Source organism: Sulfurospirillum sp. 1307 (assembly GCF_054408545.1).
In genome coordinates, this window is the sequence record NZ_CP176011.1 from 2,222,548 (window position 1) to 2,241,478 (window position 18,931).

Below are 18,931 nucleotides of genomic sequence, written 5' to 3' on the forward strand. Positions count from 1 at the left end.
TTACTCCTTAATAACTGGTAAATATACTCGAAAAGTTGTTTTTTCTTCAACTCCAAGATGCATATGTCCACCTGAGAGATATACTATCTTATATACCGTAAAAAGTCCTAGTCCTGAGCCATTCTTTTTTGTTGTAAAAAATGGTTTAAATATCTTTTCTTTAATTTCACTAGGAATTCCAGGACCACTATCTTGTATTTTCAAAAGACTCATTCCATTTTTTTGTTTTTGCCAATCTATACTAATCTTACCACCATCATCTAACACTTCGATAGAATTAGATATAAGATTCATTAAAATCATTTCTATTGAGTTTTTGCTTATATTTATTTTCATATCATCAATTTTTGATATTATCTCTATATTTTTTTCATCTGCTCTAGGTTTAACTATACTACAAATTTCATTCATGATATCCTTTACATGTAAAGTTTCATTTTCTTGTATGTCCAAAGGTTTTCCTAATGATAAAAAATCAACCACTTGTGCATCCATACGATTTAGTGTAGTGTGTATGATTTTCATATCTTCATTTGTTAGTTCATCATCTTCTTCTAACAAAAGTTTCAAAGGTTGTAAAAGATTTTTTATTTCATGGGCAAATAAAGAGCTAATTTCTCCTACACTTTGAAGAGAATGAGTGATTTTTTCTTGTTCAGTTACTCTTTTCATCTCTTTCATTAGCTCTGTAATAGTAATAATTAGTATTGTTATTTCATCATTTTCTACACTTTTTATCTCTTTTATATCATCCCACTTTTTTAAAGAAATTGCTTTTGCATTATAAACAAGTATATCAAGTCTATCAAGTAAATTTTTCATAAAAAATATTGCAATCAAAAAAGAAACTAAAGCTGCTAAAGTCATAAATAAAAAATTATTGGAAAAATTCTTTTCTAAAATATTTTTTATTGATTTTTTCTCTATATCTAAAACAAAATATCCAAGCAAAACACCATCTTTTCTAAACTCTGTTATAGTATGGTTTTGTTTATCATCCAATATAGTACCTACTTTATGGGTCTTTGTATCAGTATGAGCTAAAACTATATTATTTGTATCGATAATTCCCGCATCACTTACAACACTATTTTTTGATAAAGATTTTACAAACTTAAATAAAGCCCAATTATCCCTTGCTAAAATTGCATCCGCTAAAAAGTCTTTATTTGAGTTAATATTGCTCTGAATCATTTCAGAAATAATTTCATTTGTTTGATTTTTTGCAGTTTCGATAGTCAAAAACACTACTGTACTAGAAAATATAAATATAACACCAAAAATCAAAAAAGCAAGTTTTGTATAAATAGAAAATGAGTGAATATATTGTAAAAACTTTTTCACCTGTAAATCTCCTTTACATTAAAGCAAAGCTTCAATGCAAATTCCTCTTACTGAAGCTTTGCCCATTCAAACAAGAAATGCAACTCTCAAGATTTTCATTATTGTTTGAGATTTTAATAAAAATCATAAGTGTTTCACTTTTTAGTTTTTATGTAATCTAACATTTCATATATTTGCGTATATGTTTGATTTGATGGTTTTTCAAATTTATCTATATTTAAATGCTTCAAAATTTCTTTTCCTACTTTTGTTTTATTCATATTTATAAATAACTCTTGTAGAGTATTGAAGGTTTTTTCATCAAGATTTTGCCTCACAACTATTGGCGAAATTGTATAAGGACCTAATTTCTCAACAACTTTCAATTTTCTTATCTCAACTGGATGCTTCTTTGCATATTGAGTAAAAACCAAACTATCTATACTAGCACCATCTACAAAACCATTTAAAACTGCTTCAATAGACTCTCCATGGTCATAAGTATAAATCAAATTTTTAAAAAAATGATTTATATCATATCCCTTCTTCAATATATGATATGTTGGAGATATCGCACCTGAAGTTGATTCTGGATCTGTAAAAGCAAAAATTTTATCTTTGAAATCATATAAACTTTTAAATTTACTATCTTGCAAAGCTATAATATCAGCATAATAAATATCTTTTCCATTACTAACTGGAATAACTAATAATTTTGCATTTTTTTTATCTTTTAAAATAGTATAAGTTGACCCACAAACATAAGCAATATCAGACTTATCATCTTTTATACTAGAAACTACTTCTGCGTAAGTTCTTGCAAATTTGATATCTACATGTAACTTAGAATTTTCTTCAAGATACTGTTTCCACTGCAAATAAGTTTTTAAATCCTCTTTTAAAGTAGTTCCAGTGAATGTAAATACTATTTGCTTAGCATTAACAGAAGAAACCATAAACAAAACCAAAAATAAAGTGGTAAAAATTTTACCAGCAATGGAAAAAATTTGAACAATTGACATTTATAAAATCCTTCTATTTTACTTGCAAATCCCTTAAATATAGGGCTTTTTATAAGTTGGAACAGTTTTTGCCCTATATAGGGAAGCTATGATTGACTCAGTCAATTATATAGAGTTTTATTAAAATTTAGCTTTAAAGGAGTTGCCATGAGCAAAGAGCAGCCTTTAGAAGTTAACCAAGAGTTGACTTTAGAGACTAGTGAGTCTAGAAGAGAATTTCTAGACAAGTTTACAAAAGGCATTTTCGGTGGTTTAATTGCTACAGGAGTTGCTAGTGCACTTGCACCAGTATCAGCCAATGCAAAGAAAGAAGGTAGTAACTTAAATGAATCTACGCCTTTCAAACCTTTTGTTTTGCCACCAAAAGTGGATGGAGAAGATTCTCTTATCCGTATGATGAGGGATTTACAAAGAGCACTTAAAAAACCAATTGAACAAAGACGTTGGAATATGGTTATAGATTTAAGAAAATGTGTCGGTTGTGATGCATGTTCTGTATCTTGTGCAGCTGAGAACAAACTTCCTCCAGGGGTAATTTATAGACCAGTAATTCAACAAGAAGTTGGAAGCTACCCAAATGTAGGACATCAAACATTACCTCGCCCATGTATGCAGTGTGACGAACCTCCTTGTGTTCCAGTTTGTCCAGTTGAAGCAACATGGAAAAGACCTGATGGTATAGTTGCAATCGACTATGACCAATGTATTGGTTGTAGATATTGTATCAATGCTTGTCCATACAATGCAAGAACATTTGACTTTGGACTAGAATATGTTGATGATGCAGATGATGCTCCAAACGTACTTCTTGGTAAAGAAAAATCTATGCGTTATGAAACTGAACCTTCATTTGAGTATGCAAAATCTTGGGCAAGAGAAGGTGAAGAATCTCCTATTGGAAATGCAAGAAAATGCCACTTTTGTATCCCTAGAATCGAAAAAGGAATGCTCCCAGAGTGTACAACTACATGTATAGGAAGAGCAACTTATTTTGGTGACGCTAGCGATCCTGAAAGCTTAGTAGCAGAACTAATTGCACTACCAAATGCATTTAGACTAAAAGAATCAGCGGGTACACATCCTAATGTGTATTACATTAAGTAAGGACGGATAAAATGACAAGAGAAAAAATGGGCGATATTTTCGTTTGGCTTTTAATAATTGGATTTTTCATTTTTGGAGCTCCAGGAATTGTAGATAGATTTACATTTGGACACCAGCATACTGCTTATGGTTCATACTTTCCATGGGGACTTTGGATTTCATCATATATTTGGTTGATTGGTCTTTCAGCTGGAGCCTTGATGATTTCAGTAATGACATATGTTTTTGGTATCAAAGAAGTTAAAAAAGTTGGGAAAATGGCTTTTTTAGTTGCAATTGCAACTCTAGTTGGCGCAATGATCTCCGTTGGACTTGACTTAGGACATATCTTTAGAGCATTTAACATACTACTTGATCCTAATCTTCACTCAATGATGGGTTGGATGGGTGTTTTATATACAGCTTACTTTATCACACTTGTAGTTGAACTTTATTTTGCTATTAAAAAAGAGCAAGTATATGGAGATCAACAAAAGAAAATAAAAAGAATTTTAGTCGTACTTGGTATTTGGAGTATTCCTTTAGCATTTGCTTTCCACGGAGGTGTTGGTGGAGTTTTTGCTAATGTTGCAGCAAAACCTTTCTGGCATGGACCAATGTTACCAATCGTATTTTTAGCTGGAGCTTTCTTAAGTGGTGGAGCATTATTTGCAACTGTTGCATATATTTGGAGACCAAATTTAAACAAAGAAGAATTTGTTAAAATGATGATTTTCTTAGGAAAAACTACTCTAGCACTTTTAATTTTAGATGAAATTTTAGAAATCTCTGAAATCTATGTTGGAACTTTCTATCACTCAGCTGAATCTGAACTATGGAATGAAATACTTTTTGGACAATACTGGTATACATTCTGGATTGTTCATATTTTAATTGGTGTAATTATCCCTGGTTTCTTACTAATCACAAAAGGTAAAACTCCAGGAGCAATCGCGCTAGCTGGTCTTTTAATAGCTGGAAGTTTCTTAGCAGTAAGACTAAATATCGTAATTCCAGGTATGTTACATCCTGAAATAAACGGGATAGATGAAGCTTGGGTACATAGCAAACTAACATTTGAGTATCTACCATCGATGATGGAATGGCAAGTACTTTTCTTTATAGTAGCTGTTGTAATGACTGTTTTTATGATAGGTAAGAAATTGTTGCCAATATACCAAACAGCAGGAGAGGAATAATGAAAAATAGTATAAAAAGTAAAATGGACAGAAGAGGATTCTTAAAAACTTCTGCACTACTTGGAGGAACTGCTGTTTGTTCAAATGCAGTGTCCACAATAAACTCAAAAGGGTTTGGAAGAGATCATATAGATTATCCTTTAAATGATCCAGAAAATGTTATATATTCAGTATGTTTACAATGTCATACTGCATGTCCTATTAAAGTTAAAATTGAAGATGGAGTTGCTGTAAAAATTGATGGTAATCCATATTCTATTCAAAATTTGAATAGCCCAATAAAAACTTCAGAGGATATCAATGTAGCAGCTAAAATAGATGCTGGACTTTGTCCAAAAGGTCAAGCAGGAATTCAAACACTGTATGATCCTTACCGCGTAACTAAAGTTTTAAAAAGAGCTGGTAAAAGAGGTGAAAATAAGTGGAAAGTTATATCTTTTAACAAAGCTATAGATGAGATAGTAGAAGGCGGTAAGCTTTTTGCTGATGTTCCTGGTGAAGAAAATAGAGTAGTAGAAGGTTTTCGTCAATTAAGAGCTCTTCAAGATGCAAGTATTGCAAAAGCAATGGCAAGCGATGCTATGAATGTGGGAAAAGGTAAAATGAGCCTTGATGATTTTAAATCTAAGTACAAAGATCATCTAGATACACTAATAGACCCAGACCAGCCTGACTTAGGACCAAAAAACAATCAATTTTTAATGCTTGCAGGAAGAATGGAGCATGGTAGAAAAGAGTTTGCAAAAAGATGGCAAAGAGGAGCATTCTGTAGTAATAACTTTATGGAGCATACTACAGTTTGTGAGCAATCTCATCATATTGCGTACAAGCAAGTAACAAGCCAATATCTTGATGGTGGAAAATGGAAAATTGTAAGCGAACATATGAAACCAGATTTTAGAAATGCCAGATTTGTGATTTTCTTTGGTACAGGCTTTGTTGAAGCAAACTTCGGACCTCCAATCATGGCAAACCTAGTTACAAATGCTGTTAATAATGAAGGCTGTAAAGTAGCTGTTGTTGATCCTAGATTTTCAAAAAGTGCTGCAAAAGCATGGCAATGGGTACCAGTTCGTCCTGGTGGTGATGCTGCATTAATCTATGCAATGATTAGATGGATGTTTGAGCACGACAAAATCAATGCTAAGTTTTTGATGAATGCAAATAAAGCAGCAGCAAAAAAAGGCAATGAAGAGAGCTGGACTAGTGCTACTCACTTAGTACAATATGATAGCGAAGGTCCATCTAAAAAGCTTAGAGCAAGTGATATCGGACTAGGAAGTAGCGATGAGTTTGTTACTACAAAAGATGGTAAGCCAGTAGCAGTTAATGCAAACGACAAACTAAATGCAGTTACTGGAGATCTGTTTTTCTCTGGCGAACTAAATGGTATCAAAGTAAAATCTGAACTACAAATGGTTAAAGATTATGCTATGAGCAAATCGATGGATGAGTGGGCTAAAGAAGCTGGATTAAGTGTAGATGATATAGTAAAACTTGTAAAAGAATACACTAAGTATGGAAGACAAGCAGCAGCTGAAATGTATAGAGGACCGGTACAACATACAAACGGATACTACAATGGTATGGCTGTAATCTATCTTAATATGCTAATTGGAAACATCGATTACAATGGTGGACTTATAAAAGGTGGTGGACACTACCACGAAGATGGAAGCCATGGAGGACCTTTCAATCTTAAAAAAGATCCTTTTGAAGGAAAAATGAAGGCATTTGGACATAAGATAACAAGAGAAGGTTCATACTATGAAAATAGTACTTACTTCCAAAAAAATGGTTATCCAGCAAAAAGACCTTGGTTCCCTCATACAGGAAATGTTTATCAAGAAGCAATTCCATCAATGGATGATGCATATCCATATGGTATTAAAATCTTGATGACTATTATGGGTACACCGTTACTATCAAATCCAGCAGCTCAAATGTCTATGAAAACTATATTAGATTTCAAAAAGACTCCTTTGTATATAGCAAATGATGTAGCTATTGGTGAAACAAGTATGTTTGCTGATTATATTTTCCCTGATCTTGCAATTTGGGAAAGATGGGGAACTCCTCATGTTACTCCAGCAGCGGTAACAAAAATGTCAAAGGTAAGACAACCAACAATCGAGCCTTTAACTGACATAGCTACTATATTTGGAGAAAAACAACATCTTGGTTTTGAATCAATGCTACTTGCGATTGCAGAAAAACTTAAGCTCCCTGGATATGGTGACAATGGCTTTGGAAAAGGTATGCCTTTAAAAAGAGCAGAAGATTGGTATTTAAAAATGGCAGCTAACATTGCAGCTGGAGATCATCATGGAGATGACTTACCTGAAGCAGATGCAAGAGAGATTGAAATATTCAAAAAAGCAAGAAGACATATGGCACCTGAAACATTTGATTTCAATAGATGGGAAAAAGCTTGTATAGATGCTAATGGTAAGAATTGGTTTAAAAAGACTATTTATCTACTAAATCGTGGTGTAAGAGGAGAAGACTTCTCTAAATATGTTGAAAATGTAGAAAAAAGTGATAAGATATTGCACAAATTTGGCAAAATGTTTAATTTCTACTGTGAAAAAGTAGCAACAACAAGACACTCTTATACAGGTAAAAGATTTAGTGGTATAAGTCAATATAATCATACATTTGATTATGCTGGCAAAGAAGTTGTAAAAAGTACAGCTTATCCATTAAAATCAATAACATATAAGCCAATTACAGGTGGACAAGCAAGAACTCAAGCAGTGGATTATTGGCTACAAGCTATAATGCCTGAAAATACTATTGATATAAATTCACAAACTGCCTTAGAATTAGGCTTTAAAGATGGGGACTTAGCAAAAGTAGTTTCTGCTGATAACCCTGAAGGAGTTTGGGATTTAGGTCCAGCTGGTAAAAAACCTATGGTAGCTAAAGTAAAAGTTGTTGAAGGTTTAAGACCAGGAGTTATAAGTGCTTCTTGGAGCTTTGGACACTGGGCATATTGTGCACGTGATATTATGATCGATGGAAAAGTTATAAAAGGTGAAAAAGCCAGAGAAAGTGGAATCTGTACAAACGCTGCTCAAACGGTCGATAGTGGCCTTAAAAATGTAGGTTTGGAAGATATGATAGGTGGTTCAGCGGTCTTTTACGACTCTTTTGTGGGATTAGTAAAAGTTTAATAATTAAAATATACCAAGAGGGCATTAAACCCTCTTGGTAAAAAGGAATATTATTATGAAGTTTATAAATAAATTTTTATCTTTTATTCTTATTATCTCTCTAACTATCGCATCAGATATCAAAATACCTCAAACTATAAAATCCTCCATTTTAAAACAATACGAAGGTGAGGATATTAAATTCTTATCAATAAAAAAAATAGGAAGTGTAAAATTTAGAGTTATAATACAAACAGAATACGGAAAAGATAAAGTCATAATCAATAAAAAAGGAAAAATTTTTAGTATCAGTGAGTACTTAAATGATCTTGAGCCTACAGGAGGATGTTAATTTGAAAAGTATGAATAAAATTGTTGTATTTTTAGTACTAAGTACAAATGTATTTTGTTCATCAATCTCAATTTGCCAAAATTGCCATGGCAAATATTTTGAAAAAAGGGCTTTAGGAAAATCAAAAGTAGTTAAAAATATGAAAAAAGAAGATATAATTAAAGCCCTTAGAGAATTTAAAATATCTGATTCCATAATGAAAAGTTATGCTTCAAGACTAAATGACAAACAAATAATACAAATTGGTAATATCTTTGGCAAATAACCAATACAGTAACTTCAAAAAGATTTTTATCGCAAAAAGTAACGCCTAAAAAGTTCTACATAGCTAAAACAACTAAATTTCCATATCTAACTATTACTCCACCAATAAATAAGCCGAATTTTTGATGTAGCAATTTCGTTCATACTCAAGGCAGATTTTTGAAGGACTAGCCATAGCTAATTCGAAAAAATTTAACGCAGAGAATGGACGAAAGTGCTACACCCTTTGGGGAGACTAATAAAAGGCAATCTGCAAACGTATCAATGTTCAAGTTACCTACAGGTAGCTTTTCACATTGCTAAGTTCACATCTTACCTTTTCTTAGTCTCTCAAAAGTTCGGTTTATTTATTGGTGGAGTAATAATATATAAAATTAAGTAACAATAAAGAATAATAATTTTATAATTAACTAATCAGTTAGTTAATAAGGAGTTGATATGAAAAAAAGAGATGCTGAAGCTTCAAAAGAAAAAATTATCACAAATGCAAAAGTTTTATTTTCAAAAAAAGGTTTTACTGCAACTTCTATGGATGAGTTAGCCTCAATATGTGATTTAAATAAAGCTATGATTTTTTACTATTACAAAAATAAACAAGGTCTTTTTGAAGCTGTTATGAAAGAGGTACTAGAAGAGATTTATATAACAATCAAAAAAGAGAATGAAAATGAAACAAAACCCATAAAAGAGTTAGAAAGTTTTATAAAAACTTATGCAACATTTGCTTGTGAGCATCCCTATCTTCCTTCTCTGCTTTTAAAAGAGTTAAGCGATAGTGGGGCAGTAGTACCTGAACAACTCTTTTCAAATATGAGACAACTTTTTGAGCTTTTCAGCGATATTTTGCAAAGAGGAGAAAAAAAAGGCTGTTTTAGTGATGTAATTCCAATGATTTTATACTTTATGGTAATTGGTACATTAAATCTAATGATAACTACAAAACCACTAAGAATCAAAGCTCATGAATTAAGTGGTGTTGATACTTGTTCTACGTGTAATATAGATGAGATTGCACAGTACATAATGAAAAAGATAAAAAAAATGCTAAAGGATGAAAAATGAAAAAGATGTTAATATTGGTATCTATGCTATTAGCAATGGGTGCTCAAGCAACTACAATAAGTGAGCTTTTTGATGCTCTAAAAAAACAGCCGACATCAAAACTAGACCAAATGAATGAACAAATGGCAAACACAGCCATAAAAAAGGTTGAATCAAACTATTATCCAAAGGTTGATTTATTTACCAATATAACGCACTACAACAGCGCTACAAATCTGCTCCCTGTTGATCCTCTTACAGCAGGAAAACTTATTGCACAAGGAAAAGATTTACCTTTTGCAAAAACTATAGGAAGATATGGCATAAAAATATCAGTTCCAGTTTTTGTAAAAGAGTTATCTGACTTAAGTGAAAAAGCAAAGTATATGACAAAGGGAGCTAAACTAAAAAAGCGACTAAATTTTTATAAAAATGAAGCTGTTATACTCGGAGCAAATGCTGGTTTAGAATACATTTACCATCTTGAACAAACTCTAAAGGCAACAAAAAAATCAATAGAAAAAACAAAAAGTGATATGCAAATTGCAGTTGATAATGGAAGAATGCCAGGAATTGCGATAGACAAAATAGATGAAAAGCTAAATCAACTTGAAATAGCAATCAACAATGTTCATATCAAAAAAATATCTTTGATTTCAAAAATACAAAGTCTAACTAATATTGCTTTAACAAACTATACACCAATGGAACTAGTTTCTCAAGTAAAAAAAGACCATATTTTTGCATTAAAACCACTGCAAGAAATCATAAATGCATCAAAAAGTGACTTAAAGGCAAGCAAAGCAAAAAGATATTATCCAAAAGTAGGAGCAAATGTTTTTTGGAGTGAAAATTATGCACCTGATGCTGTGAATACTGGTGATGATGTACATAGAAGTTATGGATATTATCAACTAGGATTGTCTTTACCTCTATACGACAAAACTAGCGATACAGATATACAGCTTAAGCAAATAGCTCTTATGAAAGATAAGATGAAATTGGAAAAAACAAAAATAGAACTAGAAAGTGAAGCAAAAAGATTAGCCAACGAGCTATCTTTGCTAAAAAAGTCTGAAAAGCTTACAAAAGAAAATATAGCAAAAAAAGAGGACCTTTTAAAATTTGCAAAAGTTGCAACTAAAGAGGGAAGAATGAGTGAGGAGGATTATTTGAGATATGAAGATGGTCTGCTAAGTGCAAACTCTAACTACTATCAAATAAAGTCTCAAATTTGGCAAAACATAGCTAAACTTGCCGTAATTTATGGAAATGATTTAAGGAGTATTGTAAAATGAAAAAATTTATAACATATATACTAGTATTGTTAGTATTGGGTGGCATGGTTATAGGTGGTATGAAAATTATCCAATCAAAAAAAGCAGCTGATGCTAAAAATAAACCAGCAAAAGAATATGAGATTGTTGTAAAAACTTTTACGCCAAAAATATCTCAAACTATGCTTACTTTACCATTTTTAGCAACAACAAAAAGCAATGATGATGTAAAAATAAGTTCAAAAATCCCTGCAAGGATTGAATACATAGTAAAAAGTGGTAAAAATGTAAAAAAAGGTGATGTTATTGTAAAACTTGACGATAAAGATTTTCAAATTAAATTAGAAGCTTTAAATCTAAATATGAAATCATTAAAATCTCAACTAAATTCAAAAAATATTGCACTTCAAAATTTACTAAAAATTCATAAAAGAACTGAAGAATTGTTAAAAGTCAGAGGTGCTTCAAAAGAGCAATTTGATAAAGAAACTACAAACATTGAAGCATTAAAAGCTGGTATCAAAACACTTGAGTACAAAATAAAAGAGCTCAATGCAAATAAAAACTCTATAAAAAATATGCTCTCTTATACAAAAGTATTAGCTCCTGTTAGTGGTGTAGTTACAAATATGGCAAATGTTGGTGATGTAGCAATGCCTGGGCATCCTTTGGTATCAATCAGTGCAGATTCAAACTCATATCTTTTAGTAAGACTCCCAAGTGATGTGAAAGCAAAAGAGTTAATATACAACGGCAAAAAAGTAAAACTATCTCCTCTTAATACAACTTTTAATGGATTATTAGAGTACTTAGCAAATATTGATGAAAGTTTAGCTGCTAATCAAAGAGTAGAAGTTGATGTTGTGGTATATGATGATATGGGATACAAATTGCCGATTGATACTGTTTTAAATAGAGATGGAAAAAGTTATGTACTTACGATAAATGGCAACAAAGCTAGTGCAAAATTGGTAAATATTGTATCAGCAGGAGAGCAAGGCGTTGTTGTAACTGGAGTTGATAGTAATGACAAATTAGTTGTTGCTAAACCAGATATATTGCTAAAACTTCTTAGTGGTATTAGTGTAAAAGGAATATAAAATGTTTGAATATTTCTATAAAAGACCTTATCTACTTTATAGTTTGATTGCTGGGTTTTTTATCATGGGAATTGTAGCGCTTATTACGCTACCAAAAAACTTATTCCCTGATGCAAACCCACCTAAAGTAGTGGTTATTACAAAAGTTCCAGGTGCTACTGCAAAAGTAGCTGCTAGTACAGTTTCAAAACCAATCGAACAAGAAATTTCAAGACTTGGTCTTGTAACTGATGTTAGTAGTGTAAATGTTGCAAACTTTTCTATAGTTGCAGCAGAATTTGGATATGAAAAGGGCTTAAATGCAGCAGCAGTTGATGTAGCAAATGCTCTTTCTATCGCAAAAGCCAAACTTCCAAGTGGTGTTAATCCTGCTATTTATACAGCAGGGGATTTTACACTTCCGGTTGATATAATATCACTAAGTCCAAAAAATAAAAATATTTCTCTATCAGAAATTAGAAAAATTGCAGATAGTTTCATAAAGCCATATTTATTGGGAAACAAAGATATAGGAAATGTTGAAGTTTTTGGTGGTTACCAAAGCTCTATAAATGTAGAAATTGATCCATTCAAAGCTAAAAAATATGGTATTGATTTTGGTACTATAACAAAAGTTATCATGGCTCAAAACAAGGATATACCAGTAGGTTTTGTAAAAAGTGATGATAGTTTTTATACAGTAACCATTTATGATGAAAAAGATAATATCTTATCTTTAAAAAATTTACTTATCAAACCAAATGTTAGATTAAAAGATGTAGCTGATGTAAAATGGAGCTATCAAAAACGAACAAGTGGCTACTTAGGGAATGGTAAAGATTCTATCGCGCTAGCTATTCAAAGAGCTCCTGGTGGAAGCGTTTTAGATGTAAGTAAAGCTGCTCGTGCTGAGATGAAAAAATTAGCACAAAAATATCCAAATATAAATTTTGAGATAAGTGACACCCAAAGAAATCTTATAGAACAAGCTAACTCAAATATGCTTGATGCCCTAAGAGATGCGATAATCTATACTTTGATTGTTATCATGTTCTTTTTAGGAAACTTTAGAGCAATTATAGCAGCTGGTGTTACAATACCTATGGTATTTTTCTCAACAATGGCAATTATTTGGCTAACTGGAGGAGAATTAAACATAGTTATATACACTGCTATTATATTAGCTCTTGGTATGCTTACTGATAATGCTGTAGTTGTACTTGAAAATATAGAAAGACATTTAAAAGAATTAAAAGAAGACCTAAATACATCTATCACCAAAGGTACAAAAGAGGTAGTTGCTCCAATATGGGCTGGAACTATTGCTACAATTGCTATAGTTTTTCCACTAATGTATGTAGGAGGATTCCCTCAAAAGATATTTAAACCGCTTATTTTTACTCTAATTATTGCTTTGCTTGTATCATTCTTTTTATCAGTAACATTTATACCAAAGCTATTGGAGTTTTTATATAAAAATGGTTCAGAAAAAACTAAAATTGAGAAGTTTTTTGATTATCTATACGAAAAAAGTATAGGCCGTTTAGTATCTCCATATGTAAGTGTTATAAAATTCTCAAATGGTGGATTTAGAATTTTAAGAAGAATTATACTGACTTTTGGAGTAATTGCTTTTTTGATATTTAGCTTGAAAAATGTTATGCCAGTTATAGGAAAAGATGCAATGCCACCTATGGATACTGGTATTATAAAAGCTCAAATAGCTTTTAGTGCTAATGAAACTGTAGATAGTGCTGAGAAGAAATTAAAACCATTTCTAAAATGGCTACATGATCAACCTTGGACTCTAAAGAGTTCAGTTGCATTTGGTAGTGAAGCAGGAGTTTTAAGTCTTGGTAGCGGAAATCTACCCGCTGAAGCTACTATAACAATAAATGCAGTCAACAGATTTGAGAGAAAAAAAGACATGTGGCAATTAGAAGACATCATAAGAGATAAACTTTCTCATCTTGAGGGTTTAAAAAGAAATGATGTATTTGATTTTGGTGCTACTGCATTATCTAGTATAAAAGCTACTGTTGATACTCGTATACAATCGCCTGTTGTTGAAGGCTTGAGTGAGTATTCACAAAAAGTTGCAAATGCCATGAAAAGTGTAAAAGGACTCACATCTATTTCAACTAGTTGGGACAAAGATTTTAGTGAATATGTGATTTCTATAGACAAAAACAAGGCTTTAAGCTATGGTATAACTCCATATAATGTAGCAATGCAATTGCCTATAAAAGGTCAAATTGCTTCACTAAACGCAAATTTAGAGTCAATGAATACTCAGTTTGTAAGAATTTACTTAAAAGGAAAATTTTCTAAAAACTTAAATACTTTAAAACTTTTACCAATACAAACAAAATTTGGAGAAGTTCCATTATCTCAAATAGCAGAGATTAAAAAAGATATTACTTATGCGAAAATTGAAAGAGATAAAATGCTTTATTCATTAGATGTGAATGGATACAGAGCAAAAAGGCCAGTTACACACCTAACTGATGATACTCTAGAAGCTCTAAAAAGTGTAAAAGATGACAGCTTCATAGTAACACAACAAGGTGATATTGCTCAAATCAATGATAGCTTTCAAAGAATGATAAAAGCTATTGGACTTGGTGTTATTGTTTTACTTATGACTCTAATTGCTATATATAAATCTGTAAGAATGGCAATTATTATGATATTGGTTCTACCTTTATCTATGATTGGAGCTTCTTGGGGAATGCTTTTGTTTGATAAGCCAAGCTGTATGCCTAGTTTATTGGGTATCTTATTGTTATTTGGAATTATCATTAAAAATGCTGTTTTATTGATAGACTTTTACCAAATGCATAGAAACGAAGGAGAAGGTGCATTTGAGAGTGCCTTAGAGAGCGTTAGAGTGAGATTTCGTCCTGTTATGATGACTGCATTTGGTACGATTGCAGGTATGATTCCAATTGCACTTGAGCAAGCTGTAGGACTTGAACGACTTAGTCCACTTGCAGATGTTGCTATTGGTGGGCTTTTGATTGGTACACTTTTGACACTTATTTACGTGCCAATGTATGCTTATATGTTTGATAAAGATGATAAAAAACTTATAAAAGAGGATAAGTAATGGCAGAACACCATCATCACCATCATCATGAGGTAAAAGGCAAAAATCTTTTTATCACTATTATTTTAAATATCATCATAACACTATCACAAATTGTTGGTGGTGTTATGTCTGGAAGTTTGGCACTGCTTAGTGATGCTATGCATAATTTTAGTGATGTATTGGCTTTAATCATTGCATGGTGGGCAAATAGATTATCAAGTAAACCAAAAAGTGAGCAAAAAACTTTTGGGTACAAAAGAGCTGAGATTATTGCAGCTCTTTTTAACTCATCCGTTTTATTCGGGATTGCTATATTTTTAATTATAGAGGCTATAACTAAATTTATTCATCCTGAACCAATAGAATCATCTCTTGTAATTTGGTTAGGATTGCTAAGTATCGTTTTAAATGCTGCTAGTGTATTACTTATAAAAGATGATAGCCATGATAATATGAATATGAAAGCTGCTTATTTACATCTTTTAACTGATGTTATGACTAGTGTTGCTGTCGTTGTAGGTGGAATTTTAATGCAGTTTTTTGATATCTTTTGGGTAGATAGCGTAGTAACTATTTTGATAGCAATATACTTACTAAAAGCCTCTTTTGGAATTATTAAAGATTCTATAAATGTATTGATGCAAAGTAGCCCAGAAAATGTAAATATAGAGGATATAAGACAATTTGTGGAAAGTAGAAAAGAGATAAAAAACATTCATCATCTTCATATTTGGAGATTGGATGATCATCATATTCATCTTGAAGCCCACTTGGATTTTGTAGAAGATTTACCACTTAGTAAATCAACAAAAATAGTAGAATATATTACAAAAAATTTACATGATAATTTTGGTATAGAACATTGCACTTTTCAAGCAGAATATGATAAAAATGACAAAAAAGATTTTATCTATAAATAAGGATAAGAAACATGGATAAATTTAGTGATTACTTAAGAAACTTTGATTATCAAGAACGACTTGATATGAAGATCAAAAAGGAGGAGCTTTTAGAATTACATGTAAGAGATGAAATTCAAATTATTGATATCAGATTTAAAGAAGAGTATGAAGCTTGGAATGTTGGATTTATAGCCAATATTCCACTTAATGAGTTGCCTAATAGGCTAAATGAACTTGACAAGTCAAAAACTATCGTATGTGTTTGCCCACACTACGATAGAGCAGAAATTGCTAGACTTTATCTAAAAGTTCAAGGGTATAAAAGTAGATATTTAACTGATGGGTTATTAGGTATTGTGGAGTTACTTAGAGGTGATAAAGCAAGAGATTATATGCAAAAAATCAAAAACAAACAAAATAAAGGAAAATAATAATGGATAATATAGTTAGAGAGACAACTTTAAAAGATGTAAAACCTATGAAAATGGACATAGAGGATTTCATAGAAAGTTTTAACAAAAAAGAAGCAATTTTATTAGATATAAGAATGCCTTTTGAAACTAAAGTCTGGGCTTTTGGCTTTGCAACAAAAATCCCTTACAACGCACTTCCTGATAAACTTGAAGAGTTACCAAAAGATAAACTTATAGTTTGTGCTTGTCCAAATGATTATAGAGCTAATATAGCAAAAGAGTATTTAAGATTTAAAGGTTTCAATGCAAAAACACTTAATGGTGGTTTACTTGGTTTAGCTGAGAGATTAAAGGGTGGAAAAGCAAAAGACATAGAGTTTTAAAGGTAAAAAATGTTTGATACAATGTATATAGCCTACTTTTTTGTAGCGCTCATAGTTTCAACAATCTTTTCTATAGGAGGAGTTGGCTCAGCCGTTGCGCTGATACCAACTCTTAGTTTTATGGGAGTAGATTTTAATTTAGCAAAAGCAATAGGACTATTTTCAAATACAAGTTCAACTATCGGCGCTTCAATTATGAATCTTAAAAGAAAAGATTTAGATGTAAAAGAAGTTATTCCATTTGTTATCATGTCAACAAGTTTTGCTCCAATTGGAGCATACTGCTCAACCATAGTAGAAACACACTACCTCAAAATAGCTTTTGCTCTGTTTTTATATGTCAGTGCAACTCTTATGCTAAGAAAAAAAGCAAAAAATGAAGGCGAAAGTCAAACCAAAAGCAGACCAATTATAATGATTTTAATGGGATCATTTGTCGGATTTTTATCTGGACTTTTAGGTATTGGTGGTGGTGCTATCATAATACCTTTATTGATTTTTTTGGGTTATGACGCTAAAAAAACAGCAATTACCGTTAGTTTTATGATACCATTTTCGACACTTTCTGCTTTTATAGCATATTCTTATCTCATTCATATAGACTGGATTTTATTAATCGTAGTCGCTGTTGCTTCTGCTCTTGGTGGAGTTTTGGGTAACCAAATTATGGTTTTTAAACTAAGTGTTCACCAAACTAAAAAAGTAATAGCTATATTGATATATATTATGGCAACAAAAATGTTGTATAATTTGATATAGGATTACAAATGACAAAGCAAGATAATATAAAAATAGCCCTTCTACTAGGTCATATTGCAGCACTTAAAGACCACGATACTAGTGAACACAATACTAGAGTGGCTTATCTATCTTGCTTATTCGGTGAAAAACTAAACTTAAATAGGCCTACTTTACAAGCTCTTATGAAGGGAGCATTCCTTCATGATATAGGTAAAATTGGAATTCCTGATGCCATACTGCTAAAAAACGGAAAATTAAACAAAAGTGAGTGGGAAATCATGAAATCTCACACAACTTTAGGAGCCGAGTTAGTTCAAGATATAAAATGGTTTGATGATGCAAGAGACGTAATACTTCATCATCACGAAAAATTTGATGGCACTGGCTATCCTGACGGATTAAAAGGAGATGAAATTCCTCTACATGTAAGAGCCTTTAGTGTCATAGATGTATTTGATGCTTTGATTGCTCATAGACCATACAAAAAAGAATTCTCTTTAGAAAAAGCGAAACAAATCATACAAAAAGATTCAAATTCTCATTTTGATCCAAATTTAATAAAAGAATTTTTACCTCTTTGTAATAGTTTTTATAATATATCAAAAAATTATACTCATGATGAACTAAAAGAAAAATTGGTTAAAAAAAGAGAGAAAATCTTTGGATAACTTTTGTCATGCATTGGAAAAAGATGAAATATTAAATGAAAAAAATACAGATTTTCCATTGTATAAATTGTATATATATGGAAGTAAATTAGAATGCTTAAAAATCTCTAAACGTATTATGTGCAGTATAAAACACCTTCCTATAAGAGTAAAAGTTCACTATATATACGATACAAAAGAAGCGATCGAAAAAGGCATAGCAAAAGATCCCTCTGTAATGCTTGGTGGAGACATTATAATAGAGGGATTGATTAGCGCTGAAGAAATAGAAAAAATATTTTTATCTTTATTACAATTTGGTTTAATTAAGCGCTAAGTATTTTTTACAATATGAATTTACCAAATAATTTATCTTCATTCACTCATAATATTTACAAACTTCTTGCTATTTTTAATACTTTGAAAATTTAAATTTCAACCAACTTTCCAATTTGATGGAAAATTTTCATCTAAAGTATCTTTTTTTATAAGCTCAATAAATTTTAAAACTTCTTGTTTTATTAGCAAATAAACCTCTTTTTTCTTTTCATATTTTTCTTTTTCACTTCCTTGAAATAAACTAGGGTCCTCGAAACTCCAATGCAATCGATTAGTTATACCTGGGAAGATTGGACATCTTTGTGCATTACCTTCATCGCATACAGCAATAACATAATTAAAAAGTTTTCCTTGTTTAAAAAAACCAAATACTAAATCAGAACTATTATGAGAAATATCTATATTTTCCTCTTCCATTAGCACTCTAACCACTAATGGGTTTATAGGTGCCAATTCAAATCCTGCACTTTCTACATGAAATAAATCTTCACTATATTTTTTTAATAAAGTCTCTGCCATTTGGCTTCTTGAATTATTATGAATACATACAAACAATACCTTTTTTAACATAATTTTACTCCTTGTGTATTTTTCTATTTTCTATAAAATCAAATAAATAA

18 protein-coding genes are annotated in these 18,931 nt (G+C 31.3%); 15 read left to right on the forward strand and 3 right to left on the reverse strand.

Going from position 1 to position 18,931, the window contains the following annotated elements; all coding sequences use genetic code 11:
- A complete protein-coding gene (locus ACKGJI_RS11385; protein WP_458700436.1) occupies positions 1–1,344 on the reverse strand; it encodes a sensor histidine kinase in 1,344 nt (447 codons plus the stop codon).
- 134 nt (positions 1,345–1,478) lie between these two features.
- Positions 1,479–2,345, reverse strand: coding sequence for a phosphate/phosphite/phosphonate ABC transporter substrate-binding protein (gene phnD / locus ACKGJI_RS11390; protein ID WP_458700437.1), 867 nt, complete (start codon positions 2,343–2,345; stop codon positions 1,479–1,481).
- A 147-nt stretch (positions 2,346–2,492) separates the two neighbouring features.
- Here phnD and ACKGJI_RS11395 point away from each other — a divergent pair, with 147 nt between their 5' ends.
- The 15 genes from ACKGJI_RS11395 to ACKGJI_RS11465 all read left to right on the forward strand — a co-directional run bounded on the left by ACKGJI_RS11395 (position 2,493) and on the right by ACKGJI_RS11465 (position 18,309).
- The gene (locus ACKGJI_RS11395) at positions 2,493–3,449 is read left to right on the forward strand and encodes a 4Fe-4S dicluster domain-containing protein (protein ID WP_458700438.1); all 957 of its coding nucleotides are present in this window, start codon (positions 2,493–2,495) and stop codon (positions 3,447–3,449) included.
- An 11-nt stretch (positions 3,450–3,460) separates the two neighbouring features.
- A complete protein-coding gene (gene nrfD, locus ACKGJI_RS11400) occupies positions 3,461–4,627 on the forward strand; it encodes an NrfD/PsrC family molybdoenzyme membrane anchor subunit (protein ID WP_458700440.1) in 1,167 nt (388 codons plus the stop codon).
- The gene (locus ACKGJI_RS11405) at positions 4,627–7,803 is read left to right on the forward strand and encodes a molybdopterin-dependent oxidoreductase (protein ID WP_458700441.1); all 3,177 of its coding nucleotides are present in this window, start codon (positions 4,627–4,629) and stop codon (positions 7,801–7,803) included. Before nrfD ends, ACKGJI_RS11405 begins: the two co-directional genes overlap by 1 nt.
- Positions 7,804–7,858: 55 nt before the next feature.
- A complete protein-coding gene (locus ACKGJI_RS11410) occupies positions 7,859–8,134 on the forward strand; it encodes a hypothetical protein (RefSeq protein ID WP_458700442.1) in 276 nt (91 codons plus the stop codon).
- A 1-nt stretch (position 8,135) separates the two neighbouring features.
- A complete protein-coding gene (locus ACKGJI_RS11415) occupies positions 8,136–8,399 on the forward strand; it encodes a hypothetical protein (RefSeq protein WP_458700444.1) in 264 nt (87 codons plus the stop codon).
- A 437-nt stretch (positions 8,400–8,836) separates the two neighbouring features.
- Positions 8,837–9,460, forward strand: a complete 624-nt coding sequence (locus tag ACKGJI_RS11420) for a TetR/AcrR family transcriptional regulator (protein ID WP_458700446.1) — start codon at positions 8,837–8,839, stop codon at positions 9,458–9,460.
- Complete coding sequence (locus ACKGJI_RS11425) at positions 9,457–10,737, forward strand: TolC family protein (RefSeq protein WP_458700447.1); 1,281 nt, start codon at positions 9,457–9,459, stop codon at positions 10,735–10,737. The genes ACKGJI_RS11420 and ACKGJI_RS11425 overlap by 4 nt, the downstream gene beginning before the upstream one ends.
- Positions 10,734–11,816 carry an efflux RND transporter periplasmic adaptor subunit gene (locus ACKGJI_RS11430; protein ID WP_458700448.1) on the forward strand — a complete coding sequence of 361 codons (1,083 nt, stop codon included), beginning with the start codon at positions 10,734–10,736 and terminating at the stop codon, positions 11,814–11,816. The genes ACKGJI_RS11425 and ACKGJI_RS11430 overlap by 4 nt, the downstream gene beginning before the upstream one ends.
- 1 nt (position 11,817) lies before the next feature.
- On the forward strand, positions 11,818–14,904 hold the full coding sequence (locus ACKGJI_RS11435; protein WP_458700449.1) for an efflux RND transporter permease subunit: 3,087 nt from the start codon (positions 11,818–11,820) through the stop codon (positions 14,902–14,904).
- Positions 14,904–15,806 (forward strand): cation diffusion facilitator family transporter, encoded by a 903-nt coding sequence (locus ACKGJI_RS11440; protein WP_458700450.1) that lies wholly within the window; start codon positions 14,904–14,906, stop codon positions 15,804–15,806. Before ACKGJI_RS11435 ends, ACKGJI_RS11440 begins: the two co-directional genes overlap by 1 nt.
- Positions 15,807–15,817: 11 nt before the next feature.
- Complete coding sequence (locus tag ACKGJI_RS11445; RefSeq protein WP_458700451.1) at positions 15,818–16,219, forward strand: rhodanese-like domain-containing protein; 402 nt, start codon at positions 15,818–15,820, stop codon at positions 16,217–16,219.
- Positions 16,220–16,221: 2 nt separating this feature from the next.
- Positions 16,222–16,584 (forward strand): rhodanese-like domain-containing protein, encoded by a 363-nt coding sequence (locus tag ACKGJI_RS11450; protein WP_458700452.1) that lies wholly within the window; start codon positions 16,222–16,224, stop codon positions 16,582–16,584.
- A 9-nt stretch (positions 16,585–16,593) separates the two neighbouring features.
- Positions 16,594–17,343: a sulfite exporter TauE/SafE family protein gene (locus ACKGJI_RS11455; RefSeq protein WP_458700453.1), complete on the forward strand. Its 750-nt coding sequence runs from the start codon at positions 16,594–16,596 to the stop codon at positions 17,341–17,343.
- 8 nt (positions 17,344–17,351) lie between these two features.
- Positions 17,352–17,993 (forward strand): HD-GYP domain-containing protein, encoded by a 642-nt coding sequence (locus ACKGJI_RS11460; RefSeq protein ID WP_458700454.1) that lies wholly within the window; start codon positions 17,352–17,354, stop codon positions 17,991–17,993.
- The gene (locus tag ACKGJI_RS11465) at positions 17,986–18,309 is read left to right on the forward strand and encodes a thioredoxin family protein (protein ID WP_458700455.1); all 324 of its coding nucleotides are present in this window, start codon (positions 17,986–17,988) and stop codon (positions 18,307–18,309) included. The genes ACKGJI_RS11460 and ACKGJI_RS11465 overlap by 8 nt, the downstream gene beginning before the upstream one ends.
- A 98-nt stretch (positions 18,310–18,407) precedes the next feature.
- On the opposite strand, the gene ACKGJI_RS11470 is transcribed toward ACKGJI_RS11465, so the two are convergent.
- On the reverse strand, positions 18,408–18,881 hold the full coding sequence (locus tag ACKGJI_RS11470; RefSeq protein WP_458700456.1) for an arsenate reductase ArsC: 474 nt from the start codon (positions 18,879–18,881) through the stop codon (positions 18,408–18,410).
- Positions 18,882–18,931 lie beyond the last annotated feature (50 nt).